This window comes from Rhizobium sp. 10N427, from assembly GCF_056394605.1.
In genome coordinates, this window is sequence record NZ_JBFTID010000007.1 from 269066 (window position 1) to 295404 (window position 26339).

29 protein-coding genes, 1 tRNA gene and 1 pseudogene are annotated in these 26339 nt (G+C 61.4%); 16 read left to right on the forward strand and 15 right to left on the reverse strand.

Annotated features, from left to right (window positions below; genetic code table 11):
• Positions 1-142 precede the first annotated feature (142 nt).
• The 5 genes from AC1DIJ_RS17610 to AC1DIJ_RS17630 all read left to right on the forward strand — a co-directional run bounded on the left by AC1DIJ_RS17610 (position 143) and on the right by AC1DIJ_RS17630 (position 4621).
• A tRNA-Ser gene (locus AC1DIJ_RS17610) sits at positions 143-232 on the forward strand.
• Between the two features lie 202 nt (positions 233-434).
• Positions 435-1523, forward strand: coding sequence for a septal ring lytic transglycosylase RlpA family protein (locus AC1DIJ_RS17615; protein ID WP_112387377.1), 1089 nt, complete (start codon positions 435-437; stop codon positions 1521-1523).
• 67 nt (positions 1524-1590) lie between these two features.
• A complete protein-coding gene (locus AC1DIJ_RS17620) occupies positions 1591-2784 on the forward strand; it encodes a D-alanyl-D-alanine carboxypeptidase family protein (protein ID WP_112387378.1) in 1194 nt (397 codons plus the stop codon).
• Positions 2785-2928: 144 nt separating this feature from the next.
• A complete protein-coding gene (gene tmk / locus AC1DIJ_RS17625) occupies positions 2929-3603 on the forward strand; it encodes a dTMP kinase (RefSeq protein ID WP_112387379.1) in 675 nt (224 codons plus the stop codon).
• Positions 3596-4621 (forward strand): DNA polymerase III subunit delta', encoded by a 1026-nt coding sequence (locus AC1DIJ_RS17630; protein WP_112387380.1) that lies wholly within the window; start codon positions 3596-3598, stop codon positions 4619-4621. Before tmk ends, AC1DIJ_RS17630 begins: the two co-directional genes overlap by 8 nt.
• Here AC1DIJ_RS17630 and AC1DIJ_RS17635 read toward each other — a convergent pair whose 3' ends face one another.
• Positions 4622-5416: a sulfite exporter TauE/SafE family protein gene (locus AC1DIJ_RS17635; RefSeq protein WP_477831499.1), complete on the reverse strand. Its 795-nt coding sequence runs from the start codon at positions 5414-5416 to the stop codon at positions 4622-4624.
• A gap of 182 nt (positions 5417-5598) precedes the next feature.
• Here AC1DIJ_RS17635 and metG point away from each other — a divergent pair.
• The 3 genes and pseudogenes from metG to AC1DIJ_RS17650 all read left to right on the forward strand — a co-directional run.
• Positions 5599-7197, forward strand: a pseudogene (gene metG, locus AC1DIJ_RS17640) (methionine--tRNA ligase); the annotation flags it as partial.
• A 9-nt stretch (positions 7198-7206) separates the two neighbouring features.
• Positions 7207-7989, forward strand: coding sequence for a TatD family hydrolase (locus AC1DIJ_RS17645; RefSeq protein WP_112387383.1), 783 nt, complete (start codon positions 7207-7209; stop codon positions 7987-7989).
• A gap of 4 nt (positions 7990-7993) precedes the next feature.
• On the forward strand, positions 7994-8824 hold the full coding sequence (locus tag AC1DIJ_RS17650; RefSeq protein WP_112387384.1) for an MBL fold metallo-hydrolase: 831 nt from the start codon (positions 7994-7996) through the stop codon (positions 8822-8824).
• A 136-nt stretch (positions 8825-8960) separates the two neighbouring features.
• Here AC1DIJ_RS17650 and panB read toward each other — a convergent pair whose 3' ends face one another.
• The gene (gene panB, locus AC1DIJ_RS17655; RefSeq protein ID WP_112387385.1) at positions 8961-9782 is read right to left on the reverse strand and encodes a 3-methyl-2-oxobutanoate hydroxymethyltransferase; all 822 of its coding nucleotides are present in this window, start codon (positions 9780-9782) and stop codon (positions 8961-8963) included.
• Complete coding sequence (gene panC / locus AC1DIJ_RS17660) at positions 9779-10654, reverse strand: pantoate--beta-alanine ligase (RefSeq protein WP_112387386.1); 876 nt, start codon at positions 10652-10654, stop codon at positions 9779-9781. The genes panB and panC overlap by 4 nt, the downstream gene beginning before the upstream one ends.
• 202 nt (positions 10655-10856) lie before the next feature.
• Between panC and AC1DIJ_RS17665 the strand changes: the two genes are divergently transcribed.
• The 4 genes from AC1DIJ_RS17665 (at position 10857) to AC1DIJ_RS17680 (ending at position 13512) form a co-directional block, all read left to right on the forward strand.
• On the forward strand, positions 10857-11165 hold the full coding sequence (locus tag AC1DIJ_RS17665) for a hypothetical protein (protein ID WP_112387387.1): 309 nt from the start codon (positions 10857-10859) through the stop codon (positions 11163-11165).
• Positions 11166-11210: 45 nt separating this feature from the next.
• On the forward strand, positions 11211-11714 hold the full coding sequence (locus AC1DIJ_RS17670) for a winged helix-turn-helix transcriptional regulator (RefSeq protein WP_112387388.1): 504 nt from the start codon (positions 11211-11213) through the stop codon (positions 11712-11714).
• A 13-nt stretch (positions 11715-11727) separates the two neighbouring features.
• The gene (gene fabF / locus AC1DIJ_RS17675; RefSeq protein WP_112387389.1) at positions 11728-12993 is read left to right on the forward strand and encodes a beta-ketoacyl-ACP synthase II; all 1266 of its coding nucleotides are present in this window, start codon (positions 11728-11730) and stop codon (positions 12991-12993) included.
• A gap of 90 nt (positions 12994-13083) precedes the next feature.
• Positions 13084-13512: a DUF4864 domain-containing protein gene (locus AC1DIJ_RS17680; RefSeq protein ID WP_112387390.1), complete on the forward strand. Its 429-nt coding sequence runs from the start codon at positions 13084-13086 to the stop codon at positions 13510-13512.
• A gap of 3 nt (positions 13513-13515) precedes the next feature.
• Here AC1DIJ_RS17680 and tgt read toward each other — a convergent pair whose 3' ends face one another.
• From tgt to coaD, 5 genes are all read right to left on the reverse strand, one after another.
• Positions 13516-14646 carry a tRNA guanosine(34) transglycosylase Tgt gene (gene tgt / locus AC1DIJ_RS17685; RefSeq protein WP_112387391.1) on the reverse strand — a complete coding sequence of 377 codons (1131 nt, stop codon included), beginning with the start codon at positions 14644-14646 and terminating at the stop codon, positions 13516-13518.
• Positions 14643-15728, reverse strand: a complete 1086-nt coding sequence (gene queA / locus AC1DIJ_RS17690) for a tRNA preQ1(34) S-adenosylmethionine ribosyltransferase-isomerase QueA (RefSeq protein ID WP_112387392.1) — start codon at positions 15726-15728, stop codon at positions 14643-14645. The genes tgt and queA overlap by 4 nt, the downstream gene beginning before the upstream one ends.
• A gap of 72 nt (positions 15729-15800) precedes the next feature.
• Positions 15801-16310, reverse strand: coding sequence for a peptidylprolyl isomerase (locus AC1DIJ_RS17695; protein ID WP_112387393.1), 510 nt, complete (start codon positions 16308-16310; stop codon positions 15801-15803).
• A gap of 39 nt (positions 16311-16349) precedes the next feature.
• Complete coding sequence (locus AC1DIJ_RS17700; protein WP_112387394.1) at positions 16350-16910, reverse strand: peptidylprolyl isomerase; 561 nt, start codon at positions 16908-16910, stop codon at positions 16350-16352.
• A gap of 28 nt (positions 16911-16938) precedes the next feature.
• A complete protein-coding gene (gene coaD / locus AC1DIJ_RS17705) occupies positions 16939-17433 on the reverse strand; it encodes a pantetheine-phosphate adenylyltransferase (protein ID WP_112387395.1) in 495 nt (164 codons plus the stop codon).
• A gap of 196 nt (positions 17434-17629) precedes the next feature.
• On the opposite strand from coaD, the gene AC1DIJ_RS17710 reads away from it, so the two are divergent.
• From AC1DIJ_RS17710 to AC1DIJ_RS17720, 3 genes are all read left to right on the forward strand, one after another.
• A complete protein-coding gene (locus AC1DIJ_RS17710) occupies positions 17630-17782 on the forward strand; it encodes a hypothetical protein (RefSeq protein WP_477831494.1) in 153 nt (50 codons plus the stop codon).
• A 160-nt stretch (positions 17783-17942) separates the two neighbouring features.
• Complete coding sequence (locus AC1DIJ_RS17715) at positions 17943-18098, forward strand: hypothetical protein (RefSeq protein WP_310299585.1); 156 nt, start codon at positions 17943-17945, stop codon at positions 18096-18098.
• 33 nt (positions 18099-18131) lie between these two features.
• Positions 18132-18266 carry a hypothetical protein gene (locus tag AC1DIJ_RS17720; RefSeq protein ID WP_281438207.1) on the forward strand — a complete coding sequence of 45 codons (135 nt, stop codon included), beginning with the start codon at positions 18132-18134 and terminating at the stop codon, positions 18264-18266.
• Between the two features lie 90 nt (positions 18267-18356).
• Here AC1DIJ_RS17720 and AC1DIJ_RS17725 read toward each other — a convergent pair whose 3' ends face one another.
• The 5 genes from AC1DIJ_RS17725 to gyrA form a co-directional block, all read right to left on the reverse strand.
• Positions 18357-18656: a hypothetical protein gene (locus tag AC1DIJ_RS17725; RefSeq protein WP_477831495.1), complete on the reverse strand. Its 300-nt coding sequence runs from the start codon at positions 18654-18656 to the stop codon at positions 18357-18359.
• Positions 18657-18668: 12 nt separating this feature from the next.
• Complete coding sequence (locus AC1DIJ_RS17730) at positions 18669-19739, reverse strand: hypothetical protein (RefSeq protein ID WP_112387396.1); 1071 nt, start codon at positions 19737-19739, stop codon at positions 18669-18671.
• Positions 19739-20146 carry a hypothetical protein gene (locus AC1DIJ_RS17735; RefSeq protein WP_112387492.1) on the reverse strand — a complete coding sequence of 136 codons (408 nt, stop codon included), beginning with the start codon at positions 20144-20146 and terminating at the stop codon, positions 19739-19741. The genes AC1DIJ_RS17730 and AC1DIJ_RS17735 overlap by 1 nt, the downstream gene beginning before the upstream one ends.
• A gap of 9 nt (positions 20147-20155) precedes the next feature.
• Positions 20156-21649 (reverse strand): FAD-binding oxidoreductase, encoded by a 1494-nt coding sequence (locus AC1DIJ_RS17740; RefSeq protein ID WP_112387397.1) that lies wholly within the window; start codon positions 21647-21649, stop codon positions 20156-20158.
• 106 nt (positions 21650-21755) lie between these two features.
• Positions 21756-24566, reverse strand: coding sequence for a DNA gyrase subunit A (gene gyrA, locus AC1DIJ_RS17745; protein ID WP_112387398.1), 2811 nt, complete (start codon positions 24564-24566; stop codon positions 21756-21758).
• A 216-nt stretch (positions 24567-24782) separates the two neighbouring features.
• On the opposite strand from gyrA, the gene AC1DIJ_RS17750 reads away from it, so the two are divergent.
• Positions 24783-25412, forward strand: coding sequence for a MarC family protein (locus AC1DIJ_RS17750; RefSeq protein WP_112387399.1), 630 nt, complete (start codon positions 24783-24785; stop codon positions 25410-25412).
• A 27-nt stretch (positions 25413-25439) separates the two neighbouring features.
• Here AC1DIJ_RS17750 and AC1DIJ_RS17755 read toward each other — a convergent pair whose 3' ends face one another.
• Positions 25440-25706, reverse strand: coding sequence for an RDD family protein (locus tag AC1DIJ_RS17755; RefSeq protein WP_112387400.1), 267 nt, complete (start codon positions 25704-25706; stop codon positions 25440-25442).
• Between the two features lie 67 nt (positions 25707-25773).
• Positions 25774-26331: a single-stranded DNA-binding protein gene (locus AC1DIJ_RS17760; RefSeq protein WP_112387401.1), complete on the reverse strand. Its 558-nt coding sequence runs from the start codon at positions 26329-26331 to the stop codon at positions 25774-25776.
• Positions 26332-26339 lie beyond the last annotated feature (8 nt).

Sequence of the window (26339 nt, forward strand, 5' to 3'; positions counted from 1 at the left end):
CATTGTCAGATGCTCTCCCAACAGCTGACGGCCCAAGATGTTCCGCACGCCTGATGGGACAGGCGAGCGCGCTTCCCGAAGCACAGATTTTTATGTCCGGCCCTTGCATTGCAACGCGGCTTTGCGTCATAAGGCGCTCGAAGGAAGAGTGTCCGAGTGGTTTAAGGAACCGGTCTTGAAAACCGGCGTGCGGGAAACCGTACCGTGGGTTCGAATCCCACCTCTTCCGCCATATGTATCGCCACGCGAAACACCTCTAATTTAACCCTTCATAAACCATAACCATTAAAATTACCGCTACCGTCGCGATATTGTTCGCAAATTCGGCACATTGGCCACACAATTAAAGTCTCGTTAGGTGCAGGGGCGTAGGCAGGGTTGGTCCGATTTAGGGCACTTGCTTAACCATAACGATCTTTGGCGGCGTGGGACATATGAAGTTGGAATACGGGGCGGCGTCTTTCGCAACGGGTGCGCGGTGGCTGGCGCTGGCAGCGATGTGCGCTGCGGTGACGGCATGCGGAACAACGTCTCAGGCGCCGAAGAAGCGCGCCCACGGCAAGGAATATTTCTCCGAGAAGGAATATGGCGTCAAAGCCAGCCCGCGCGTCGTCGAGGGCGGACCGATCCCGAAGGGCGGCGGGCGCTATCTCGTCGGCAATCCCTACCAGGTCAAAGGCAAGTGGTATTATCCCAAGGAAGACTTTTCCTATAGCAAGACGGGTGTGGCCTCCTGGTACGGCTCGGCCTTTCACGGCCGCCTGACCGCCAATGGGGAGGTCTACGACCAGCTGTCGATTTCTGCCGCGCATCCGACCTTTCCGCTGCCGAGCTATGCACGCGTCACCAATATCGAGAACGGCTCGTCGATCGTCGTGCGCGTCAACGACCGCGGACCGTATCACGAGGGCCGGATCATCGACCTATCAAACAAGACGGCCGATCTCCTCGACATGAAGCATAGCGGCACCGGTCGCGTTCGCGTTCAGTATGTTGGCAAGGCGCGCATGGACGGTCATGACATGCCGTATCTGATGGCGTCCTACGTGCCAAAGGGCAGCCGTATTCCGGCCGTCGATCCGGGCGGGCAGATTGCCAGTGGCGTGATGGTCGCCTCCAATGATCGCCGCATCACCAGCGATCAGCTGCAGAGCCTGGGAACGCTGACGGCGCCGCAGGCGTCACGCGTGCCTGTGCCGATGTCCGCCACGGCTTATGGCGGCGCAACGCCGAGCGCCCGCTACAATGCGGCACCCGCACCGGCGCCATCGGCTTTCGGCACGCTCAGCGCGCCGCAGGGTATGGGCGAAATGATCGTACTGCCGGAAATCGGCCCCGTTCCCTACGAGCGTCCTTATGGCTGGGGGCAGGGGTCTCTGGCGATGGGCTATCAGGAAGACGGCGTTCGGACCGTGACAGTGCCGATCGCGTTCGATGCGGTGATGGTTCGCAACGACGGCCTGACCGAGGAATCGATCCTTGCGTCTTTCAAACGCCAGCAGGCAAAGCAGCCGGCACGCTAAGACGCCGATTGCGGCAGGCCGCCGCTATCACTAACCTCCAGAATCGATTTCGCGCCAGGGGTTTGCAATGCTGAAGCGTCTCATCGGTTTTTGCGCGGTCGTGCTGTCGGCCGCTTCATCTGCTGCTGCCGCCGAGCCTGCGCCCGCAGGCTTCGTCACCAAGGCGGCGCAAGCCTATATGATCGAGGCTTCGACGGGCACGGTGCTGCTTGCCAAGAACGAGGATCAGGCGTTTTCGCCGGCATCGCTCGCCAAGCTGATGACGATGGATATCGTCTTTGCGTCGCTGAAGGGCGGCGAGATCACCCTCGATACCGACTATCCGGTCTCCGAATATGCCTGGCGCACCGGCGGTGCGCCGTCGCGTTCGGCGACGATGTTTGCGGCCCTGAAGAGCCGCGTGCGCGTCGAGGACCTAGTCAAGGGCGTCGCGATCCAGGGCGCCAATGACGGCTGCATCATTCTGGCCGAGGGCATGAGCGGCACCGAGGAGAATTTCGCCTCGGCGATGACGCGCCGGGCGCAGACGCTCGGGATGACTAAGAGCATCTTCGGAAACTCGACCGGTCTGCCGGATGGCAAGAGCAAGACGACGGCGCGGGACATGGTGACGCTGGCCGCCGATCTGCAACAGACCTATCCGGCCTATTATCCCTATTTCGCCCAGGCCGACTTCGAATGGAACAAGATCTTCCAGCGCAATCGCAACCCGTTGCTCGGACTGGGGCTCGGTGCCGACGGATTGGCGACGGGGTTCGCCGAAGGCGAGGGCTTCTCGATCGTCGCCTCGGTCGAGCGTGACGGCAAACGGCTGTTCCTGGCGCTCGGCGGCATCGCCTCCGACAAGGAGCGGACCGACGAGGCCAAGCGTATTCTCGAATGGGGTCTGACCAGCTTCGAAACGCGGCAGATCTTCGCCGAAAAGGAAGTCGTCGGTTCGGCGAGCGTCTATGGCGGACAATCGGGTCATGTCGATCTCGTGGCGCGAACCCCCGTCAGCGTCTATATTCCGGTCAGCAATCCGGACCGGCTGGCGGCTAGGATCATCTATCGCTGGCCGCTGACGGCGCCCGTCGCGGCCGACGCGGAAGCGGGCACGCTAGTGATTTCCGCCGGCGGCCGGGTGTTGCGCGAAGTGCCGCTCTATACGGTGCAGAATATCGCCGTGGGATCGCTGACCAGCCGGGCTGTCGATGCCCTGGTCGAACTCGGCGAATCGATGTTCTTCTCCTGGCTCTGGGACAAAGCCGAGCCCACCTGAAGGCCGCATTCTGCCGTGAAATTACCGGGGAAGGCGGAGCTGGCGGGAAACAGCGAGGTTTCGCCCGGGCGCATCTTCGGATAGATAGATCGAGGCGCTGCCGACGTTTTGTCGGCGGCATGTCGGGAATACGGGAAAGTGCTGTTGTCGTCCGGTACGGGATTGTTCGTTACATTCGAAGGCGGTGAGGGTGCCGGCAAGTCGACGCAGATCCGCCGCCTTGCGGAAGCGTTGCGCAGCCGCGGCCATGAGGTGCTGCTGACGCGCGAGCCCGGCGGTTCTCCGGGTGCTGAGGCGGTGCGCTACGTGCTGCTGTCGGGTGCTGCCGAAGCCTTCGGAACGCGGATGGAGGCGATCCTTTTTGCCGCCGCGCGCAACGATCATGTCGAGGAGGTGATCCGCCCGGCGCTGCTTGACGGCAAGATCGTCCTTTGCGACCGCTTCATGGATTCGTCGCGCGTCTATCAGGGCGTCACCGGCAATCTCGAACCCGATTTCATCGAGACGCTGCAGCGCATCGCCGTCAATGGCGTAGTGCCTGACTGCACAGTCATTCTCGACATTCCTGCAACCGCTGGACTTGCGCGCGTCAAGTCGCGCAATGCCGATGGGCCTGACCGTTTCGAGAAGGAGGAGCTGGAGACGCACGAGAAGCGCCGCGAGGCCTATCTCGATATCGCAGCCCGGGAACCGGAACGTTGCCGCGTCGTCAATGCCATGCAGGACGAGGCCGAGATCGCTGCCGAGATCCTTGCGATCATCACCAAGCTGATGAGCGGCATTGCGGCCGAGAAGACACCGGTAGCCGTTCATGAGTGAAGAGCGGCCCGGCCTGCTGGATGGAGCGATCTGGCCGGCGGAAAATCCCAAGCTTTTCGGACATGAGGACGCGGAAGCGTTTCTCTCTCAGTCCTATAGGTCCGGCAAAGGCCATCACGCCATCCTGATCGAAGGCCCTGAAGGCATCGGCAAGGCGACACTCGCCTTCCGCTTCGCCAATTATGTGCTTTCCAATCCCGATCCGGCGCTGGCGCCGGAGATCGTTCCCGATCCCGATCCTGCCTCGCCAGTCAGCCGCCAGATTTCGTCAGGCGCTTCGCACAATCTTCTGCATCTTGCACGGCCCGTCGATGAAAAGACCGGCAAGGTGAAATCGGCGATCACTGTCGATGAAGTGCGCCGCGCCGGGAGATTCTTCTCGCAGACATCGGGCACCGGCAACTGGCGCATCGTCATCATCGATCCGGCCGATGACATGAACCGCAATGCGGCAAACGCCATCCTGAAGATCCTCGAGGAGCCGCCGAAGCGGGCGCTGTTCCTCGTTCTGTCGCATGCGCCGGGCAAGCTGTTGCCGACCATCCGTTCGCGCTGCCTGCCGCTGAGGCTCGCGCCGCTTGGCGACGATGCGCTGGCTCTGGCACTTGCCAATCTCGGCGCCGCGGTTGACGACCGGGCATTGCTGACGGCGGCGAAGGGCAGCGTCGGAGAGGCGCTGAAGCTGATGAATTACGGTGGCGGCGAGATCATCTCCGCCTATCAGGATGTGCTATCGGCTCAGGGACCGGCGGCGCGGCGCGCCATGCACCGGCTGGCCGATGCGCTGTCAGGCAAGGAAAGCGACACGATCTTCGAATTCTTCGCGAGCCATATCGGCGACGACCTGATGAACCGGGCGCGCCAGGCGGCGAGGGCAGGCGATCTCGGTGCTGCCGAACGGCTTGCGAGGCTGCAATCCGATGTCAACGAGCGGCTCACCGTCTCGGGCGCCTACAACCTCGACCGCAAGCAGACGATCCTCGGTATCCTGTCCGATATCAAGCAGCCCGGCCCTTAATCAGCCTGCCAGCAGTTTCCAGGCGACGACGGCAAGTGTCAGCGCCAGGACGATGCGGATCGTCCGCTCGTGCAGCTTCGGTGCCAGCAGGCTTCCGGCGACGATGCCGGGTATCGATCCGACAAGCAGTGTTAGAAGCATCAGCCAGTCGATTTCGCCGATGAACCAGTAGCCCATGCCGCCGATCAGCGTCAGCGGCACGGCGTGAACAATGTCGGATCCGACGATCTCGCGAACGTCGAGATTCGGGTAAAGGATCAGCAGGATGGTGACTCCGAGCGCGCCCGCGCCGACCGACGTCAGCGTGACCAGGACACCGAGCGCCAGACCGAGGATGACGGTGAAAATGGCGATCGTTGCCGGCTTTGGTGGCGTCCGCTCGCCGATGGCGCCGCGCGCAAAGGACAAAACCTGGGTGCGGAAGATCAGCATGAAGGCAGTGATGACAAGCAGCCAGCCGAGCGCGATGGTGATCGTATGCGCGACTTCGACGCTCTTGCGATCGACGCCGGCCATCAGCCAGAGCAGGAGGAGGGCGGCCGGCACGCTTCCGGCGGCGAGCGAGCCGACGATGCGCCAGTTCACCCTCCCATGCATGCCGTGAACGGCGGTGCCTGCCGACTTGGTAATCGCCGCATAGAGCAGATCAGTGCCGACGGCTGTCGCCGGATGAACGCCGAACAACAGCACGAGGATCGGCGTCATCAGCGAGCCGCCGCCGACGCCGGTGATACCGACCAGCATGCCGACGAGAAAGCCGGAAAGCGAATAGAGGGGCTGGAACGTTTGTGGCAGGCTCACGGGGCAGACCTTGAGGCGCCTGCGCTGATCGGCTCATATTTGACGGTCATTATGCCTCGCCCGGAATTGTCACCAAGGCGTAGAATGCCGGCGAAATCCCGTCAAGCGCAGCAGGCCCGCGAGGCGGTCAAAACGCTGCCGCTTTCGAAACTTAGTGTTTCTCTTCGCCATCACATGCGCTAAGAGCGGCTGACAATTTTTATAGAGTAAGCCGGATGTCCGCCATGACCGACAAGAAGCCCTTCTACATCACCACCGCGATTTCCTATCCGAACGGCAAGCCGCATATCGGCCATGCCTACGAACTGATCGCAACTGACGCCATGGCGCGCTTCCAGCGCCTCGACGGCCGTGATGTATTCTTCCTGACGGGCACCGACGAGCACGGCCAGAAGATGCAGCAGACGGCGCGTGCCGAAGGCATCACGGCGCAGGAGCTTGCCGACCGCAATTCCAACGAATTCCAAGCGATGGCGACACTGCTGAATGCGTCGAACGACGATTTCATCCGTACGACGCAGGAACGCCACCACGAGACCTCGCGCAACATCTGGAACCTGATGGCCGACAACGGCGACATCTACAAGGATTCCTACGCCGGCTGGTACTCGGTGCGCGACGAAGCCTACTATCAGGAAGACGAGACCGAAGTGCGCGCCGATGGCGTCCGCTACGGGCCGCAGGGCACGCCTGTCGAATGGGTGGAGGAAGCCAGCTATTTCTTCAAGCTGTCCGAATACCAGGACAAGCTGCTGAAGCATTACGAAGAGAACCCCGATTTCATCGGCCCATCGGAGCGCCGCAACGAGGTCATCTCCTTCGTGAAATCAGGCCTCAAGGATCTCTCGGTTTCGCGCACGACTTTCGACTGGGGGATCAAGGTTCCCAACGACCCCGAGCACGTCATGTATGTCTGGGTCGACGCGCTGACCAACTACATCACGGCCACAGGCTATATCGAGGACCGGAACGGCCCGCGGGCGAAATACTGGCCGGCCGACGTTCATATCATCGGCAAGGACATCATCCGCTTCCACGCCGTCTACTGGCCGGCGTTCCTGATGTCGGCTGGTCTGCCGCTGCCGAAGCGCGTCTTTGCTCACGGCTTCCTGCTCAACAAGGGCGAGAAGATGTCGAAGTCGCTCGGCAACGTCGTCGACCCTGTCAACCTCGTCAATCACTTCGGTCTCGACCAGGTGCGTTACTTCTTCCTGCGCGAAGTCTCCTTCGGCCAGGACGGCAGCTACAGCGAGGAAGCGATCGGCCAGCGCATCAACGCTGACCTCGCCAATGGTATCGGCAACCTTGCCAGCCGCTCGTTGTCGATGATTGTCAAGAACTGCGACGGCAAGATACCGGAACCCGGCCCGCTGACGGATGAAGACAAGGCGATGCTGGCGGCTGCCGATGCRCTGCTGGCCTCCACCCGCGAGGATATGGGCAAGCAGCTGATCCACAAGGCCGTTGCCTCGATCATCGCCGTCGTCTCGGAAACCGACCGCTATTTCGCCGGCCAGGCGCCGTGGGCCTTGAAAAAGACCGATCCGGACCGGATGGCGACCGTCCTCTATGTGACGGCCGAAGTCGTGCGTCAGCTCGCTATCCTGCTGCAGCCGATCGTGCCGCAGTCGGCCGAAAAGCTGCTGGATCTCGTTGCCGCGCCTGCGGACAAGCGGGATTTCGCAGCTCTCGGCGAAGCGGGCCGTCTGGTTCCAGGCACCGTGCTCGAAGCACCGACGCCCGTCTTCCCGCGCTACGTGGCGCCTGAGGCGTAAGGACGTCAGATGCTGATCGATACGCATTGCCATCTGGACTTTGCCGACTTCGATGCCGAGCGTGACGAGATCGTCGCGCGCGCGCATCAGTCCGGCGTCAAGCAGATGGTGACGATCTCGACGCGAGTGCGCAAGCTCGACGGCCTGCTCGCCATCACCGAACGCTATCCGTCGGTCTTCTGTTCTGTCGGCACCCATCCGAACAGCGCCAATGAAGAGCTGGATATTCAGACCGAGGATCTCGTGCGGCTGGCCAATGCGCATGAAAAGATCGTCGCCATCGGTGAAGCCGGTCTCGACTATTTCTACGACACACAGACGCCTGACGATCAGCAGACCGGTTTCCGCCGCCATATCGCGGCTGCACGCGAAACGCAGCTGCCGCTGGTCATTCACAGCCGCAGCGCCGACGAAGACATGGCGGCGATCCTGACCGAGGAAACAGGGAAGGGGGCCTTCCCTTTCATCTTGCATTGCTTCTCGGCCGGTCCTGAACTTGCCAAGACCGGCGTCGAGCTCGGCGGCTACATCTCGTTTTCAGGCATCCTGACCTTCCCCAAGTCGGAAGAACTGCGCGCGATCGCCGAGACGATCCCGCATGACCGGCTTCTGGTCGAAACCGACGCGCCGTATCTGGCGCCGAAGCGCTGGCGCGGAAAGCGCAACGAGCCTGCCTACGTCGTGAACACCGCCGAAGTGCTGGCGGAGACGCTTGGTGTCAGCTATGCCGAGATGGCGCGCATCACCACCGAGAACGCCTTCCGACTGTTCACAAAGATGCCGAGGATCTAGCCTCGTGGGTTACCGGCGGCGTTTCACCATTCTCGGCTGCGCATCGTCGCCAGGCGTGCCGCGCATCACCGGAGATTGGGGCGCCTGCAATCCCGATAATCCCAAGAACCGGCGGACACGCGCATCCTTCATGGTGCAGCAGTTCGATAATAATGGCGGCGCGACGACCGTCGTTATCGACACCGGCTCGGATTTTCGCGAGCAGATGATCGCCGCCAGGGTCGAGCATATCGACGCCGTGCTCTACACGCATCCGCACGCCGACCACATCCACGGCATCGACGATCTGCGTGGCTACTATCACAACGCTCAGCAGCGCGTGCCGATCTACGCCAATGCGTTCACGATGGAGCGTATCCGCCAGGGTTTCGGCTATTGCATCGAAACGCCTCCAGGCAGCAATTACCCGCCGATCGTCGAGCCGCGGCTGATCGAGACGCTCGAGGAACCGGTGCGCATCTCAGGCGCCGGCGGCACGATTTCGTTTCGGCCGCACGAGCAGCAGCACGGCGATATCATCTCGCTCGGCTTCCGCATCGGCGATGTCGCTTATTGCAGCGATATCAGCGACTTTCCGCCGGAAACTGCGGCGAAGCTTGAAAATCTCGACGTGCTCGTCATCGACGCGCTGCAATACCGCTATCATCCGAGCCACCTGTCGCTGGAGCAGTCTCTGGACTGGATTTCACGGCTGAAGCCGAAGCGTGCGATCCTGACGCATATGCATACGCCGCTGGACTACGACACAGTGATGGGCGAGACGCCAGATCATGTCGAACCGGCTTACGATCAGATGCAGTTCGACATCGAACTAAGCGATCCGAAAGAGCGCTGAGGGCTGCAGAATACGTGGTTTTCGGGGTTCTTGGTCGTAGTCGACACAGCCATTTGTTCCATAATCTATCTTATGCGATCTTTGTGTAGCTATTGGCGAGCTGCCTATGAGTGCCTCCCGCTCCTGTTTTTGCCCGCTACATTCGCCGCTTGAACGTATGTTCGGCCGCCGGAAATTTTCTTGAGCGGACATCGGCAGCATACTCCTCTGCCGCGGCGGCAGCACGCTTGCCGAGCTCATCGTAGCGCTTGACGAAGCGTGGCGTGAAATCGTTGAACAGCCCGAGCATATCGTCGGACACCAGGATCTGGCCATCGCAGGCTGACGATGCGCCGATGCCGATTGTCGGGACATGGATGGCCGATGTGACTTCGCGGGCTAGCGGTTCGACGGTTCCCTCGATGACGACAGCGAAGGCGCCGGAGCCGCCGATTGCGTGGGCGTCGCGGCGGATCTTTGACGTCTCGTGTTCCGTATGGCCGACCGAGCGGTAGCCGCCGGCGGTATGGACCAGCTGCGGCATCAGGCCGATATGGCCGAGCACAGGAATGCCGCGTGCCGTTAGGAAAGCGATCGTCTCGACCATCTCCTCGCCGCCCTCGAGCTTCACGGCATCACAGCCGGTTTCCTGGAGAATGCGGACAGCGTTGCGGAAGGCTATCTCTTTCGATTCCTGATAGGTACCAAACGGCATGTCGACGACGACGCAGGCTTGCTCGACGCCGCGCATGACCGCCTTGCCATGGGCTATCATCATCTCGAGCGTCACGCCCGTCGTGGTTTCCATGCCATAGAGCACCATGCCGAGCGAATCTCCAACGAGGAGCAGATCGCAATGGGCATCGAGGAGACGGGCCATCGGCGTCGTATAGGCCGTCAGGCAGACGATCGGCGTGGCGCCCTTCATCGCCGTGATCTTCGACGGGGTCAGACGCCTTGTTGTTCCGGATGCACTCATCGTACCGCTCCCAGTTTCATGACGCCCTGCCCGCCGATTACACGGTTGTCGAGCAGCCGGGTCATGCCGATCCTGACGAACAGCGCGACAACGACGGGATCGCGGATTACCTCGACCGGTTTTAGCGTCGCGGCATCGCGGACGGCGACGACTTCGGGATTGGCAAGTGGTTCGCGGCCGAGAAAGGTCTTCAGCAAATGTTCGAGCTCGGCCGGATCGGTCAGGCCGGCAGCGACCAGCCGCTCGGCTTCGGCGAGCGTCTGCGGCACGATCACAGCCGCCTTGCGCTCGTCGGCGCTCAGATAGACATTGCGCGACGACAGCGCCAGGCCATCATGATCACGCACCGTCGGTACCGGGACGATCCGGACCGGCAATGCCAGATCCTCGACCATACGCCTGACGACCACGACCTGCTGATAATCCTTCTCGCCGAAATAGGCGCGCTGCGGCTGGACGATATTGAAAAGCTTGCAGACGACCGTGGCGACGCCGGCGAAATGGCCTGGCCTCACCGCTCCTTCGAGTTCGCGGCCGATCTCGGGTACGTCTACGACCGTCATCATCGGCTTCGGATACATGTCGGTAACGCCAGGCGCAAAGAGGATGTTGACACCGGCTTGCCGGAGCATGGCCGTGTCGCGCTCGATATCGTGGGGATATTTGCTGAGGTCCTCGTTGGCGCCGAACTGCAGCGGATTGACAAAGATCGAGGCGACAACAATGTCGTTCTCCACCCTCGCCCGCGCCACCAGCTCCAGATGGCCGGCATGCAGATAGCCCATCGTCGGTACCAGGCCGATTGTGCGCGATTGCCGGCGCAAAGCCTCGAGTGCTGCGCGCAGCTCACCAATGTCAGAGAAAACTCTCATTATTCCCCCGTCACTCCACCTCGCGCGCATAGAAATTGCAATCGGGCCGGAAGGTCAATCCGTCGTCCAGGATATAAACGATTATATGCTAATCTGCTGATAATGGGTGGAAATTTAGCGGCTGCGACACCCTGTTCGTCCCCTTGCCTTCCTGCTTATGCTGCCAATCTAGAGAGGACATGTTTCTCAGTCGGAGGTTCTCTTGCCCTGGATCGCCTATATCGTTCATTTCATCGCCGCCGCGTTCCTGACAAACGGCATTCCGCACTTCGTCAACGGCGTCAGCGGGCGTTCCTTCCGCACTCCCTTCGCGCGGCTCGGCAGCTCGGATCTCAGTTCTCCTGAAATCAACGTCATCTGGGGCTGGCTGAATTTCCTGATCGCCTTTCTGCTCTTCGCCAATATCGGGCCGCTCTATATCGGCACGCCCGGCGATACGATCTTCGTTACCGCTGGCATGCTTGTCATGGGCGTCATCCTCGCCCGCATCTTTGCGTCCAGCGCGCGTTAAAGAGTTACTTGCTTAAAGCAAGTCACTACGGTAGTGGTTTGCTTCATGCAACGAACCAGCTTTGCCATCTTCCCATGCCCTGCCGCCCGCGCGCTGAACAGCGTCGGCGATTCCTGGAGCATCATGATCCTGCGGGACGCCTTTCACGGGCTGACGCGGTTCGACGATTTCCAGAAGAGCCTTGGGATCGCGCCGAACATCCTGACACGGCGCCTCGCCCATCTGGTCGAGGAAGGCATTTTCGAGAAGCGGCTCTACAGCGAGCGCCCTGCCCGCCATGAATATGTGCTGACCGCGAAGGGACAGGACTTCTTTCCGGTGCTGATGGCGCTGTCGACATGGGGCGGACGGCACGCCCCGCAGGAAGATCTCGCCTATCTTCTCGGCAATGCATGCGGCGAAGAGCTTGAAACCAAGCTGGTCGATGCCAAAACCGGCGAAGAACTCACCCCCCGGAATACCTGCCTGCTGCCCGGCCCTGCGGCCGATGAGGCGGCGCATGAGCGCATTGCGCGGATGAAGGCCTGGTATCTGGGCTTTGATGCTTAAAAAGGAACAAATCATGGATCGCATTGTCGTCACCGGTATGGGACTTGTATCGCCGCTTGGAACGGGTGTGGAGATCGCCTGGAAGCGGCTGCTTGCCGGCGGCTCCGGCCTTCGCTTGCTGGGCGAAGATATCGTCGGCGATCTTGCGGCCAAGGTCGGCGGCGTGGTGCCTGACATCGCTGAGGATGCGGAAGGCGGGTTCGATCCGGATCGCTATATCGTTCCGAAAGACCAGAAAAAGATGGACCGCTTCATCCATTTCGCCATGGCGGCGGCCGACGAAGCGGTGCGCCAGGCCGGATGGATGCCCGAGGATACCGCCTCCCGCGAGCGCACGGCAACGATTATCGCCTCCGGCGTCGGCGGATTTCCCGCGATCACCGATGCGGTGCGCACGGTCGAGACCCGCGGGCCGCGACGGCTTTCGCCGTTCATCGTACCCTCGTTCCTCGTCAACCTGGCGGCCGGACAGATCAGCATCAAGTACGGCTTCAAGGGGCCGCTCGGCGCGCCGGTTACCGCCTGCGCGGCCAGCGTCCAAGCCATTGGCGATGCTGCCCGGCTGATCCGGTCGGGTGAAGCCGATGTGGCGATCTGTGGCGGTGCGGAGGCCTGTATTGACCGCGTGAGCCTTGGCGGATTTGCGGCCGCGCGCGCGCTTTCGACCGGCTTCAACGACACGCCCGAACTCGCCTCGCGCCCATTCGATACTGCCCGCGATGGCTTCGTCATGGGCGAAGGTGCTGGCATTCTCGTCATCGAGACGCTGGAACATGCGCTTGCCCGCGGCGCCACGCCGCTAGCGGAACTGGTCGGCTACGGCACGGCGGCCGATGCCTATCACATGACCGCAGGACCTGAAGACGGCGACGGCGCACGCCGGGCGATGGAAGCGGCCATCCGGCAGGCGAAGATCACGCCATCCGAGATCAAGCATCTCAACGCCCACGCAACCTCGACGCCGGTCGGCGACCGTGGCGAGATGGCGGCGATCGGCACGGTCTTCGGCCGCGATGGCGGGATCGCCATCAGTGCCACCAAATCCGCGACCGGCCATCTTCTCGGCGCTGCCGGCGGGCTGGAAGCGATCTTCACGATCCTGGCACTGCGCGACCAGATCGTCCCGCCGACGCGCAATCTCGATGAGGCGGATCCCGTCGCCGACGGTCTCGATATCGTCGGCAAGACGGCGCGCAAGCTTGAGCTGGACTATGCGATCAGCAACGGCTTCGGCTTTGGCGGCGTCAACGCAAGCGCCCTCTTCCGCCGCTGGAACTGAACGTCTCCTGCGATTGGCGGGCGATCGGTCCGCCACTTTCAAATTCGCTGAAATGCCCTACACTCCAGTCTATTGGCCGGAGACAATTTCATGCGTGCTCTATCCGCCGTGCTTCTTCTGTCTGCCGCTTTGCTGACCGCACCGTTACAGGCGCGCGCCGAAGATCCCATCGCAACGACGCAGCAGATCATCGAAGGGCAGATCAATGCCTTTCTGAAGGACGATCCCGATACCGCCTATTCCTATGCGGCTCCTGGGATCAAGGCGCTGTTTCCGGACAAGAACGTGTTCTTTGCGATGGTGAAGAAAAGCTACGAGCCGGTTTATCATCCCGGCAATTACGCCTTCGGCCGCAGCAAATCGATCGCCGACGGCGCGATGATCTATAATGAAGTGCTGATCTCAGGGCGCGACGGCAAGGACTGGACGGCGATCTACCAGATGGCGCGCCAGCCCGACGGCAGCTACAAGATCAACGGCGTTCAGATCGTTCCGAACACCGACAGCAAGGGGATATGAGCCTCAGACGGGCTCGAGATCGCCCCTCGCCCATTCTTCGATCGTCTCGGCCATGAAATCGGCAAAACGTCCCTCGGCGATCGCCTTGCGGATGCCCTGCATCAGTTCCTGATAGTAGTTCAGGTTATGCCAGGAGAGCAGCATGCCGCCAAGCGCCTCATTGGCGCGAACGAGGTGATGCAGATAGGCGCGCGAGTAATCGCGCGTCGCCGGGCAGTTCGACTGGTCGTCGAGCGGCCGCATGTCCTCAGCGTGACGGGCATTGCGAATATTGACCTTGCCGCGGCGGGTGAAGGCCAGGCCGTGGCGGCCGGAACGGGTCGGCATCACGCAGTCGAACATGTCGATGCCGCGGGCGACGGATTTCAGCATGTCGTCAGGCGTACCGACGCCCATCAGATAGCGCGGCTTCTCCGTCGGCAGAACCGGAAGCGTGGTCTCCAGCATGCGCAGCATGACGTCCTGCGGCTCGCCGACAGCGAGGCCGCCGACGGCGTATCCCTTGAGATCGAGCTGCTTCAGCGCCTCTGCCGAGCGAACGCGCAAGTTCGGCTGATCGCCGCCCTGGACGATGCCGAACATCGCCTTGCCCGGCTGGTTGCCGAAGGCCACCTTGCATCGCTCGGCCCAGCGCAGCGACAGTTCCATGGCGCGTTCGATCTCGCGCGGCTCGGCCGGCAGTGCCACGCATTCGTCGAGCTGCATCTGGATATCGGAGCCGAGCAGGCCCTGGATCTCGATCGAGCGCTCCGGCGACATGTGGTGCAGGCTGCCATCGACATGCGACTTGAAGGTGACGCCCTGCTCATCGAGCTTGCGAAGGCCCGAAAGCGACATGACCTGGAAGCCACCTGAATCGGTCAGGATCGGATGTTCCCAGCGGATCAGCTTGTGCAAACCGCCGAGGCGGGCGACGCGTTCGGCGCCGGGGCGCAGCATCAGGTGATAGGTATTGCCGAGGATGATATCGGCGCCGGTGTCGCGCACCTGATCGAGATACATCGCCTTGACCGTGCCGACAGTGCCCACAGGCATGAAGGCCGGGGTGCGGATCGTGCCGCGCGGCATGGTGACTTCGCCGAGGCGGGCGCCGCCATCGGTCTTCTTGAGAGTGAACTGAAAATTCTCGGTCATCTGTCGTTCCGGAAAAGCAGGCTTGAGTCGCCGTAAGAATAGAAGCGGTAGCCTGTCGAAATGGCGTGTTCGTAAGCCGCGTGCATGGTCTCGAAACCGGCGAAGGCAGACACCAGCATGAACAGAGTCGAACGCGGCAGGTGGAAGTTGGTCATCAGCATATCGACCGCCTTGAAGCGGTAGCCGGGCGTGATGAAGATACCGGTGGCACCCGCCCAGGGCTTTATCTCGCCGCTATCGGCAGCAGCGCTTTCGATTAGCCGCAGCGACGTTGTACCGACGCAGACGATGCGCCCGCCCCTCGCCCTGACAGCGTTGAGCTTGGCAGCCGTCTCATCGGTGACGTAGCCACTTTCGAGATGCATCTTGTGGTCGTCGGTATCGTCAACCTTCATCGGCAGGAAGGTTCCGGCGCCGACATGCAGCGTCACGAAATGGCGTTCGATGCCGGCCTCGTCGAGAGCAGCAAAGAGCTCCGGCGTGAAATGAAGGCCGGCAGTGGGTGCGGCGACGGCGCCTTCCTCGCGGGCATAGATCGTCTGGTAATCGGCACGGTCGCGTTCGTCTTCCGGCCGCTTGGCGGCGATATAGGGGGGCAGCGGGATATGGCCGACGCTGGCGATAGCTTCGTCGAGTGCCGGGCCGGAGAGGTCGAAGGCCAGCGTCACCTCGCCGGCATCGCCCTTTTCGACGACGGTGCAATCGAGCTGTCCGAGGAAGCAGCTTTCGCCGCTATGGCCGAAAGCGATACGGTCGCCTTCCTTGATCCGCTTGCCGGGCTTGGCAAAGGCTTTCCAGCGATTGGCGCCGACACGCATGTGCAGCGTCGCCGAAACCTGCTGGCCGCCCGCCCCTTCGCGGTGGCGGATGCCTTCGAGCTGTGCGGGAATGACCTTGGTGTCGTTGAAAACCAGCGCATCGCCCGGCTTCAGAAAATTCGGCAGATCGCGGACCGTGTGATCGCTCAGCGTCTCGCTGGCAGCGGCATCGACGACCAGCAGGCGCGCGCTGTCGCGCGGCTCGGCGGGCCTGAGCGCAATCCGCTCATCCGGCAGGTCGAAATCGAAAAGGTCTACGCGCATCGGGGTACTTCCGGGCAAAGCGAAACCCGCCCCGCGTTCTCACGCAAGGGCGGGTTCCGTCAGAAATCACAATCAGACGTCGGCGGCAACCCGCATCGAGACGATCGAATCCGGGTCTACGACCGGCTCGCCCTTCTTGATCTTGTCGACATTGTCCATGCCTTCGATGACCTGGCCCCAGACGGAATACTGCTTGTTCAGCCACGGAGAATCCGCAAGGCAGATGAAGAACTGGCTGTTGGCCGAGTTCGGGTTCTGCGAGCGGGCCATGGAGCAAACGCCGCGATTATGCGGGGTAGCGGAGAACTCGGCCTTCAGGTCGGGCTTCTCGGAGCCGCCCATGCCGGCACGGCCAGGGTTGAAGCTCTCGCTGCCCTTCTTGCCGAACTTCACGTCGCCGGTCTGGGCCATGAAGTCGTTGATGACGCGGTGGAAGACGACGCCGTCATAGGCCTTCTCGCGGGCGAGTTCCTTGATGCGGGCGACATGCTCAGGCGCCACCTGCGGCAGGAGCGCGATAACGACCTTGCCCTTGGTGGTTTCCAGGATGATGGTGTTTTCGGGATCCTTGATCTCGGCCATTCTTATTCTCCTCGTTCTTCTTGAAGTGCTTGCTTTAAATTACTTGGCGACGGTGACCTTGACCATGCGGTCAGGATTGCTGACTTCACCGTTCTGGCCCTCGCCCTTCTTGATCTTGTCGACGAATTCCATACCGGAGACGACCTTGCCGACGACGGTGTACTGACCGTTCAGGAAGGAACCGTCAGCGAACATGATGAAAAACTGCGAGTTGGCCGAATCCGGATCCTGCGAGCGGGCCATGCCGACCGTACCGCGGACGAAAGGCGTCTTCGAGAACTCGGCAGGAATGTTCGGCAGGTCGGAGCCGCCGGTGCCGGCGAGGCTCGGGTCGAAGCCCTTCGACATGTTGCCATACTGGACGTCGCCGGTCTGGGCCATGAAGCCGTCGATGACGCGGTGGAAGGCAACGTTGTCGTAGGCGCCCTTCTTGGCGAGCGCTTCGATCTGGGCAACGTGCTTCGGCGCAACATCAGGCGCCAGCTGGATCACGACAGGACCATCCTTCAGCTGAATGGTGAGCGTATCGGCAGCAAGAGCGTCACCAGCGAAGGACGCGATATACAGCACGGCGGCAAAGGCGGCATAAAACAGTTTCATTGTAGCTCCGTTGCGGCGGACGACCGCCTCAAGATTTGCGCTTGGATTGAAGGGCTTGCAGGACTGCGGCCGGAACGAAGGCGCTGACATCTCCACCCATAGCGGCGATCTGGCGGACCAATGTGGCGGTAATGGGCCGTGAGCCCGTTCCAGCTGGCAGAAAAACGGTCTGGATATCAGGCGCCATCTGCCGGTTCATGCCTGCCATCTGCATTTCGTAATCGAGATCGGTGCCATCGCGCAGACCGCGGATCAGCAGAGAGGCGCCGTGCTTGCGGGCTGCATCGACCACCAGATTGTCGAAGGAAACCACATCGATGCCGGCAGCCTTCTGCGGCAAGATCTCGGCCAGCGACGTGCGGATCAGCTCGGCCCGCTCCTCGAAGGAAAACAGCGGCGCCTTGCCCGGATGAACGCCAATCGCGACGATCACCTTCGCGGACACATTCAGCGCCTGGACGAGCACATCCATATGTCCGTTGGTGATCGGGTCGAAGGACCCCGGATAAAAAGCAGTCGTCATGGAACCCGGCCGTTTCGTTCGTTGCCTTTTGTCACGGATGCCCCGTTCCCGCAAGTCATTTGGCGTCTTCCGGCCGGGCGGCTGAACGGCGGATGAATGCTCCGTTCAAGGCCGTTTCAGATGCGATCTGGATAATGAAAACCATCAACACGGCGATGCCATTCCGGTATCCGGTTCCCCCCTGGAAGTCACTTCAATGCTCATGCTGCTGATCGCGCTTGCCGTCTTTATCTCTCTTGCCGGCGAGGTCGCCTATGGCCTTTACAAGGAAAAGTATGAAGTACGCTGGGTGCGGCCTGAAGTCAGCGAGCACCATGCGCTGATGCGCCAGCTTGGCCGGCTGCGTTGAACGGGTCTCGCGAATCTGAACGCCAGATGAACGAGGCATTCAAGGTCGCTTCAGACCAAGCTTAGTAAACGACACGTCAACATCCTGCGGAACCATTTCCAAGCGGATGCATTTAATCAACCGAAGCGTAGATGCGATACGCGGTTTTAAGGAAAAGAATATGCCCGATAAGATTACCGTCATTAACGTTTTCTGGATGGCAATGGTCACGGGAATGCTCACCGCAACAATCGCACTCTACGATCAGAAGACTGATACGTCCAAGGTATTTGGCCCTTACGCTTCGGCCCGCGCGCCGATCGTCAGCCAGTACTGAGGAACGTGAACGCAACTTCGGAAAGGATTGCCCATGTTCACGATCTTGACTGTACTTACCGCTCTTATCAGCGTGATGTTCATCGTGTCTGTGGCATCAACCATTTCCGCTCTTCGCCGTGAAAGCGAAGAGGTCAAGGCTTACAACGAAAAGCGCATCACTTTCTAAGCCACTCCCGCCCTTGAGCGCATTCCCCTCCCGCGCTCGGGTCAGATGAAGCCGGACGCCACAAAAGCGTCCGGCTTTTTCTTTGTCCGGTCAGGCCGGGCGGTAGGCGAGACAGCCACTTTTGCGGAACGGCAGCACCAGAAGTGCGCCATTGGCATAGAGCCTGCGGACGTAATCGGGGCTGTCGCCGCGCACGATAGCAAAGGCACTCCCCCATCTGAGCAGCTTCACCCCATCGGGCAGGCTTGACGGACTGCCGGGCGGGCGGAAGACCATGGCGGCCGGGGCATTTCCTGTTGCCGCGAAGACGCCGGCAAACAGCAGGAATACGGCCATGAGAATGGCGCTTGCCAGTCCCGCCGTTCTCGCTATCCGCATGGGCAATCTCATCGCCATCTCCCGTCAGAAGTCGAATATATGCTCGATCCCGGGATCGGCAATCGGACGTTCGCGCAGCAGTTGGGCGAGATCGGCAATCTTGACCGCCACCAGTAGCCGCTCGCTGTCGAAGCCTGCGCGCGGGAAACGGGCGATCAACTCGCCCGGCGGCGGCGTCTGGTCACTCGCTGTCGCAGTCAGCGACACCATGATCTCGTCGTTTCCGGCAATTTCACGGATCGTGCCGCCAGCCTTGGCGATATCGGCAAGAATATAGGTAAAGCGATCGTAGCGTGGCGTTTCGATGAGAATACCGCTGGCGCTTTCCGAGACGACCCTGACATCAGGCATTGCCGAAAGCGCGGGCGCCTGAATTCCTGAGACGATGGAGAAGATCGTCAGTTTCGCCTCGCCGGTCGCCGCAACGGCGTTGGCGATCATGCCCGCATAAGCGATTTTCGCCTTCCATTCGCCGCCGAGCGCCAGCCGCCGCTCCCAGCCGCGGACCGGCTCGTCCACCGGTGCGGCCCAGAGCTTGTCGATCTCGGGTTGGAACGGATATTTGTACCAGGGTGTCTGGCGCAGGAACGCGGCGTAATCGACGGCCATGTCGCGAGCGACGATATCCTGCGGGGTCTTCTGATCACCACGCCAATAGGCCGTCAGGCGGCCGAGCGTTTCCTCATAGGCTGCCTTCAGGCCCATTTCGAGCGTAAAGCTGACGCCGATCGTTGCCACCATCATGCGCGTCTGCGTATCGGCGCCGCCATGGCGATCGGCGATCGCCGTCAGTGCGCAATCGGCCTTCCAGAAATCGCGAACGCTTGCCAGATAGTCGAAACGGTATTCGTCACCTGATTTCAGCACCTCGGCCAGACCATCATAGGCATAGACGATGTGCCATTCGGGATAGGTGAGGAAAGTATTGGCCTCCTCACGCTTCATCTGGGGATCGCGGATCAGCGGGCTGTAGGTATCCGGCTCGGGATCGGCATGGCAGAAGGTTTCGACATAGGCGGCCGGGCTCAACAACAGCAGCACGATGATGACGATCGCACCGAGAAAAAATCCGAAGACTTTCAGCAGGCGGCGCATCAGCGCGCCTCGCTACGGAAGAGATAGCTCGAGACGATCGCGACACCGCCGAGGAACAGATGCGGAAGATTGGCGAGGATCTTGAAGCCGAAGGGCAGATCCTGGATGCCGTAATTGATGATGCCGAGATCGAGATAGCCGGAGCCGGTGATCAGGCCGAGCAGGCCATCGGCGAAATAGAGCAGGCCGAAATAGAAGAGGAAGGAGCGCGACGCCTGCACCGAAAGATAGGCAGCGATCGCGGCCCACAAGGCTGAAGCCAGATGCAGGCTGTCGTCATAGATATCAAGCGCGAAGATGCCGAAGGCCCTGCCCTGCGCATCCGTCAGTCCCGGAATGTAATTGAGCGCCGCCGCAAACAGCAGCGCCACGGTGTAAAGTGCCGCGATCAGTCGAAGCTTGCTCATCATTCCCCCTCAGATCTTGCCCAGATAGTTATCCCAGAACCGGTTGCGGAACAGCAATTCCGGATCGGCCTTGCGTTTCGCCGCCGCAAAATCGGCGGCGCGTGGATAGGCACGCTGCAGTTGATCCAGCCGTGCATGCGGCCGGTAAGGCAGATAGTAGCTGCCGCCGATGGCAATCACACGTTCGATCAGCGCCTCGGTCATCCGCGCCATATCGGCCTCGCCGCGCACCGTCTTCTCCTGCGAGAACAGCATGACGGCGGCAATACGGGGTTCCGTAGCGTAAGCCAGAACACTGTCGCTGTCGGTGTTCACATAACGTAGCGTGATGTTCAGCAGTTGCTGGTAAGAGGCCGGAATGACATCGCGGCAGGCCGCGACAAAATCGGCAAATCGCGACGGTGAGACGAAATATTCGTGCAGGATGTCGGTGCGCAAGGGATCGCGGTCGTCGAGGGTGATGACCGGCTCGTTCATCAGGCTGTTGCGGGTCGAAGCAGCCAAAATCTGTGGATTGAGCACCGCCTCTGTCCACCAGCGCATGTGCTTGACGCCATCGGAACCCAGCTGGCGGCGGAAGATTTCACGCGAGACTTGGCTGATGAAGCCGGATCCGGTGGCGGCAGGAATGGCGGACTGATCGGCCGCGGGGCGATAGGTGATCAGTAGGCCGTCTTCGAAGAAGCGGTCGAGCGAGATGTCCAAGCGTCCGTAGGCCATCTGCACCGATGGATCGGATGCCAGCACTTCGGCGAAACGGCGGCCGACGTCTTCGCCGGCAAGATGTTCGAAGGACGGCTCCAGCAAACTGTTCGGCACCATGTCGAGCTCAAGCTCGGTGATCACCCCGAACAGGCCGTAGCCGCCCATGGCATGGTTGAAGAGCTCGGCATTTTCGGTGCGCGAGCAGGTCAGAAGATTGCCGTCGGAGGTCATCATCTTCATCGACCTCACCGTGCTGCCGCAGGCGCTGAAGGGCACCGGCCAGCCATGCGCGTTGACCGAGAAGGTGCTGGCGACGCCGAAATCGTTGTTCGACTGCATGACGGCAGGCGAAAAGCCGATCGCATCAAGCTTGCTGATGACGGTCGACCAGCGGGTACCGGCGGCGACACGATAGGTCTTTGCCGCGGTATCGGCTTCCAGCCAGTTCTGATCGAGGGTCAGGGCCGTCCCATTCAGTGGCAGGCTATGGCCACCCATCGAGTGGCGGGCCGCACTTGCGGCCACCGGCTGACCGTTGCTGCGGGCGTCCGCGAGTGTTGCCCTGAGGCGATCGACAAGCGCCTGTTGCGGCGGCTCGCTGAAGGTCAGGTGCCGGGCAACCGGCGTCGGCGACAGTTCACCGGCATCATTGAGGATCGCCCCGCCCGCCGGCGCATCGGCATCTGCGGGAAAGGCCGGGCCGGGATCGCTCGACGGCGACAAAAGATATTGTCCTGCCACCGCCCCGGCGATCGCCGAGCCCGCAACGAGAACGCCGCGCCGCGTCCAGTTCCCCATGATTCCCCTCACCCAAATATCAACTCAAGCTAGCAGAAATCTCTTTACTCCATAAAAAAACCGGGCGGCAGGGGCCGCCCGGTTCTCAAACCAAAGCCTGGTTAAATTATTCTTCAGAGGAAGGCGGTGCCTCACCCTCGACTGCAGGCGTTGCTTCGCCGGTTTCAGCAACCGCTTCGCCGGTTCCCTCGCCTGCTTCCTCGCCGTCCTCCTCCGGCTCGCTGATACGCTCGACGGACACAACCTTCTCGTCCTTGGCAGTCGAGAAGATCGTCACGCCCTTCGTCGCGCGGCTGGCGATGCGGATGCCGCCGACCGGTACACGGATCAGCTGACCGCCATCCGAAACCAGCATGATCTGGTCGCCATCATCAACAGGGAAGGCGGCGACGAGTTCGCCGATTTCACCGGTCTTCGACGTGTCGGTGGCGCGGATACCCTTGCCACCGCGGCCGGAGATACGGAAGTCGTAGGACGAGGAACGCTTGCCGAAGCCCTTTTCGGAAACCGTCAGCACGAACTGCTCGCGTGCCTTCAGCTCTTCATAGCGCTCGTCGGAAAGCTGTCCCTCCTCGGTGACCTCCTCGCCGACGAGAGCGATATCGTCTTCATCGACGCCGGTTGCGCGACGTTCTGCAGCGGAGCGCTTCAGATAGGCAGCACGTTCCCACGGCTCGGCATCGACGTGACCGACGATGGTCATCGAGATGATCCGGTCGCCGTCGCCGAGATTGATGCCGCGCACGCCGATCGAGTTGCGGCCGGCGAAGACGCGGACGTCGTCAACCTGGAAGCGGATGCACTGGCCGAGCGCCGTGGTCAGAAGCACGTCGTCATGCTCGGTGCAGGTCTCGACGGAGAGGATTTCATCACCCTCCTCCTCGAGCTTCATGGCGATCTTGCCGTTGCGGTTGACCTGAACGAAGTCCGACAGCTTATTGCGGCGAACGGTGCCGCGGGTCGTCGAGAACATGACGTCGAGGCTATCCCAGCTATCCTCGTCCTCCGGCAATGGCAGGATGGTGGTGATGCGCTCGCCGGGTGCGAGCGGCAGCATGTTGATCAGAGCCTTGCCGCGCGAGGTCGGCGTGCCGATCGGCAGGCGCCAGACCTTTTCCTTGTAGACGATGCCGCGCGACGAGAAGAACAGCACGGGCGTATGGGTATTGACCACGAATAGCCGGCTAACAAAATCTGCGTCGCGGGTGGTCATGCCGGAGCGGCCCTTGCCGCCGCGGCGCTGCGCCCGGTAGGTGGTCAGCGGTACGCGCTTGATGTAGCCGAGATGCGAGACGGTGACGACCATGTCCTCGCGGGCGATGAGATCCTCATCATCCATTTCCAGGCCGCCGTCGATGATTTCGGTGCGGCGCGGTGTGCCGAACTCGTCGCGAACGGCGCCAAGCTCATCCTTGACGATGGTCATGATGCGGATGCGCGACGACAGGATATCGAGGTAATCCTTGATTTCTTCGCCGATCTTGTTGAGTTCGTCTCCGATTTCGTCGCGGCCAAGCGCCGTCAGGCGGGCGAGACGCAGTTCGAGGATGGCGCGCGCCTGCTCTTCCGAGAGGTTATACGTCATGTCCTCGTTGATCCGGTGACGCGGATCGTCGATCAGGCGGATCAGGCTTTCAACATCCGATGCCGGCCAGCGGCGGGTCATCAGCTGCTCGCGGGCCGTTGCCGGATCCGGCGCCTGGCGGATGACGCGGATGACTTCGTCGATATTGGCAACCGAGATTGCCAGACCGACCAAGACGTGAGCGCGCTCACGTGCCTTGCGCAGCAGGAATTTCGTTCTCCGGCTAACAACTTCTTCGCGGAAGGCGACAAAGGCGCGGAGCATGTCGAGCAGTGTCAGCTGTTCCGGCTTGCCGCCGTTCAGCGCCACCATGTTGCAGCCGAAGGAGGTCTGCAGCGGCGTGTAGCGATACAGCTGGTTCAGGATGACGTCGGCATTGGCATCGCGCTTCAGCTCAACGACGACGCGGTAGCCCTGACGGTCGGATTCATCGCGCAGATCGGAGATGCCCTCGATGCGCTTTTCGCGCACCAGCTCGGCCATCTTCTCGATCATCGTCGCCTTGTTCACCTGATAAGGGATTTCGGTGATGATGATCTGCTCGCGGTCGCCGCGCATTGGCTCGATGGTGGCAACGCCGCGCATGACGACGGAACCACGGCCCGTCTCATAGGCCGAACGGATGCCGGAACGGCCGAGGATCTTGGCGCCGGTCGGGAAGTCGGGACCCGGGATGATCTGCATCAGCTCCGGCAGCTCGATCGCCGGATTGTCGATCAGCGCGATACAGCCTTCGATGACTTCGGAGAGATTGTGCGGCGGGATGTTGGTCGCCATGCCGACGGCGATGCCGCCTGCCCCGTTGACCAGCAGGTTCGGGAATTTCGCGGGCACCACGACCGGCTCGGAGAGCGTGCCGTCGTAGTTGTCGCGGAAATCGACCGTTTCCTTGTCGAGGTCGTCGAGCAGCGAGTGCGCGGCCTTTTCCAGGCGGCATTCGGTGTAACGTTCGGCCGCCGGCGGATCGCCATCGACGGAGCCGAAGTTGCCTTGGCCGTCGATCAACGGCAGCCGGAGAGACCAATCCTGCGCCATACGGGCCAGCGCATCGTAGATCGCCGAGTTGCCGTGCGGATGGTATTTACCCATCACGTCACCGGTGACGCGGGCGCATTTGACGTATTTCTTGTTCCAGTCGATGCCGAGCTCGGACATGCCGTAAAGGATGCGCCGGTGCACGGGCTTGAGGCCGTCGCGGACATCCGGAAGCGCGCGGCTGACGATAACGCTCATCGCGTAATCGAGATACGACCGCTGCATTTCCTCCATGATGGAGATGGGCTCGATGCCTGGCGGGAGCTTCCCGCCGCCTGGGGGTGTTTGTTCAGTCAAAACAGATCACGATCTCTTTGTAGAATCACTGAAAGATTTATAGCGGAAAGCCCCGTTCCGCGCCAATTTGAGCGGGCGTTTTGAACAGGCTTTTACGGCGGAAAGGCGGCAAATCAGCCGTTTCGGCGCTTCAGCGCCATACGGCGATTTGCCAAATGCGAGGGGCAGCTTCACAATCAGAAAAATCAAGACTTCATATGGTGTTCCGGAGGGACAATGGCAAGCGCCGACCAACTGATCAATGCCTTCACGACGCTGCTCGTTACCATCGATCCACCCGGGCTCGCCCCTATCTTTTTAGGGCTGACGACGGGCATGAGCCGCAGCCAGCGCAAGCAGGTGGCAGTGCGCGGCTCGGTCATCGCCTTCATCATCCTGGCGGTCTTCGCACTGTTCGGCGCCAGCGTGCTCGGCGTGCTCGGCATCTCGATCGGCGCCTTCCGTATCGCCGGCGGTCTGCTGCTCTTCTGGATCGCCTTCGAAATGGTGTTCGAGAAGCGCCAGGACCGCAAGGAGAAGACCAGCACGGTGGCGATCACCAAGGACCACATCCAGAATATCGCCGTCTTTCCACTGGCAATCCCGCTGATCGCCGGCCCTGGTGCGATCTCTGCCACCATCCTGATTGCCGGCTCGCTGCCAACGACATTCGAGCGGGCGCAGCTCCTGATCGTCATTGCCGCCAATCTGCTGCTGATGCTGGCCGCGCTATTGATCGCCGATCGCCTCGACCGCTTTCTGGGTGTCACCGGCCGGGCGATCCTGACGCGGCTCTTGGGCGTCATCCTGGCGGCGCTGGCGGCGCAGTTCGTGGTGGATGGCGTCAAGGCGGCGTTCAGCCTCTAGGCGCCGCAGGATGACATTCCAAAGCGGCTAACGATCCGTCCGCTTGGCCTTGAGAAGGCGCTTCCAGATGGTTCCACCCAGATATTTATTGAAGATGACGAAATAGGCGATCATCAGGGCAAAGGACAGGAGGGCCGGACCGCCGTCCAACGAAAAACCATTCTCCGTCTTTCCACCGAAGATCAGAGCCACACCGTATCCGGCGACCCAGAAGATCGTGAAAAAATCAAGGATGGCGGCCAGAACGATCCGCCAGGTCGCCGGCACTTTTTGCGCCGATGAAACGTCACTCATGAAAACCTCTCGCTATCGAGATAACCGGATGCCCAAATGAAAACGGCGCCTTGCGGCGCCGTTTGGATCAGAACGGGATGTCGTCGTCGAGATCCCGCGAGAAGTTGCCGCCGGCGCCTCCACCAGAGCTGCCGCCACGGCCGCTGCCGCCCGACGACTGCGCAGGCGCGCCGTAATCGTCGCCATAGCCGCCACCGCCGCCACCGTAATCGTTGTTGTTGCTGCGGCCGCCACCACCACCGCCGAAGCCGGAGCTCGCGCCGCCGCCATCGCCGCGGCCGTCCAGCATCGTCAGCGTCGAGCCGAAGCCCTGGAGCACCACTTCCGTCGAATAACGATCCTGGCCCTGCTGGTCCTGCCACTTACGGGTCTGCAGCGCGCCTTCAATGTAGAGCTTGGCGCCCTTCTTGACGTACTGTTCGATGACCTTGCACAGGCCTTCGTTGAAGACCACGACGGTGTGCCATTCGGTCTTTTCCTTGCGTTCGCCCGAATTGCGGTCGCGCCACGTTTCCGAGGTCGCGATGCGAAGGTTGGCGATCGGACGGCCGTCCTGGGTTCTGCGGATTTCAGGGTCTGCACCCACGTTCCCGATCAGAATTACCTTGTTCACGCTACCAGCCATACTTTTCA

What these genes read in the sequence shown, in the direction of transcription:
- panC (WP_112387386.1), bottom strand. Translation starts at nt 10,654, where the DNA reads ATGAGAGTTTTCTCTGACATTGGTGAGCTGCGCGCAGCACTCGAGGCT.
- AC1DIJ_RS17700 (WP_112387394.1), bottom strand. Translation starts at nt 16,910, where the DNA reads ATGAAACTGTTTTATGCCGCCTTTGCCGCCGTGCTGTATATCGCGTCC.
- AC1DIJ_RS17680 (WP_112387390.1), top strand. Translation starts at nt 13,084, where the DNA reads ATGCGTGCTCTATCCGCCGTGCTTCTTCTGTCTGCCGCTTTGCTGACC.
- AC1DIJ_RS17620 (WP_112387378.1), top strand. Translation starts at nt 1,591, where the DNA reads ATGCTGAAGCGTCTCATCGGTTTTTGCGCGGTCGTGCTGTCGGCCGCT.
- AC1DIJ_RS17715 (WP_310299585.1), top strand. Translation starts at nt 17,943, where the DNA reads ATGCCCGATAAGATTACCGTCATTAACGTTTTCTGGATGGCAATGGTC.
- AC1DIJ_RS17750 (WP_112387399.1), top strand. Translation starts at nt 24,783, where the DNA reads ATGGCAAGCGCCGACCAACTGATCAATGCCTTCACGACGCTGCTCGTT.
- AC1DIJ_RS17630 (WP_112387380.1), top strand. Translation starts at nt 3,596, where the DNA reads ATGAGTGAAGAGCGGCCCGGCCTGCTGGATGGAGCGATCTGGCCGGCG.
- AC1DIJ_RS17735 (WP_112387492.1), bottom strand. Translation starts at nt 20,146, where the DNA reads ATGAGCAAGCTTCGACTGATCGCGGCACTTTACACCGTGGCGCTGCTG.
- AC1DIJ_RS17720 (WP_281438207.1), top strand. Translation starts at nt 18,132, where the DNA reads ATGTTCACGATCTTGACTGTACTTACCGCTCTTATCAGCGTGATGTTC.
- AC1DIJ_RS17710 (WP_477831494.1), top strand. Translation starts at nt 17,630, where the DNA reads ATGCTCATGCTGCTGATCGCGCTTGCCGTCTTTATCTCTCTTGCCGGC.
- coaD (WP_112387395.1), bottom strand. Translation starts at nt 17,433, where the DNA reads ATGACGACTGCTTTTTATCCGGGGTCCTTCGACCCGATCACCAACGGA.
- tgt (WP_112387391.1), bottom strand. Translation starts at nt 14,646, where the DNA reads ATGACCGAGAATTTTCAGTTCACTCTCAAGAAGACCGATGGCGGCGCC.
- AC1DIJ_RS17695 (WP_112387393.1), bottom strand. Translation starts at nt 16,310, where the DNA reads ATGGCCGAGATCAAGGATCCCGAAAACACCATCATCCTGGAAACCACC.
- AC1DIJ_RS17760 (WP_112387401.1), bottom strand. Translation starts at nt 26,331, where the DNA reads ATGGCTGGTAGCGTGAACAAGGTAATTCTGATCGGGAACGTGGGTGCA.
- AC1DIJ_RS17740 (WP_112387397.1), bottom strand. Translation starts at nt 21,649, where the DNA reads ATGGGGAACTGGACGCGGCGCGGCGTTCTCGTTGCGGGCTCGGCGATC.
- panB (WP_112387385.1), bottom strand. Translation starts at nt 9,782, where the DNA reads ATGAGTGCATCCGGAACAACAAGGCGTCTGACCCCGTCGAAGATCACG.
- AC1DIJ_RS17670 (WP_112387388.1), top strand. Translation starts at nt 11,211, where the DNA reads ATGCAACGAACCAGCTTTGCCATCTTCCCATGCCCTGCCGCCCGCGCG.
- AC1DIJ_RS17755 (WP_112387400.1), bottom strand. Translation starts at nt 25,706, where the DNA reads ATGAGTGACGTTTCATCGGCGCAAAAAGTGCCGGCGACCTGGCGGATC.
- queA (WP_112387392.1), bottom strand. Translation starts at nt 15,728, where the DNA reads ATGCGCGTAGACCTTTTCGATTTCGACCTGCCGGATGAGCGGATTGCG.
- AC1DIJ_RS17725 (WP_477831495.1), bottom strand. Translation starts at nt 18,656, where the DNA reads ATGAGATTGCCCATGCGGATAGCGAGAACGGCGGGACTGGCAAGCGCC.
- AC1DIJ_RS17730 (WP_112387396.1), bottom strand. Translation starts at nt 19,739, where the DNA reads ATGCGCCGCCTGCTGAAAGTCTTCGGATTTTTTCTCGGTGCGATCGTC.
- AC1DIJ_RS17615 (WP_112387377.1), top strand. Translation starts at nt 435, where the DNA reads ATGAAGTTGGAATACGGGGCGGCGTCTTTCGCAACGGGTGCGCGGTGG.
- AC1DIJ_RS17645 (WP_112387383.1), top strand. Translation starts at nt 7,207, where the DNA reads ATGCTGATCGATACGCATTGCCATCTGGACTTTGCCGACTTCGATGCC.
- fabF (WP_112387389.1), top strand. Translation starts at nt 11,728, where the DNA reads ATGGATCGCATTGTCGTCACCGGTATGGGACTTGTATCGCCGCTTGGA.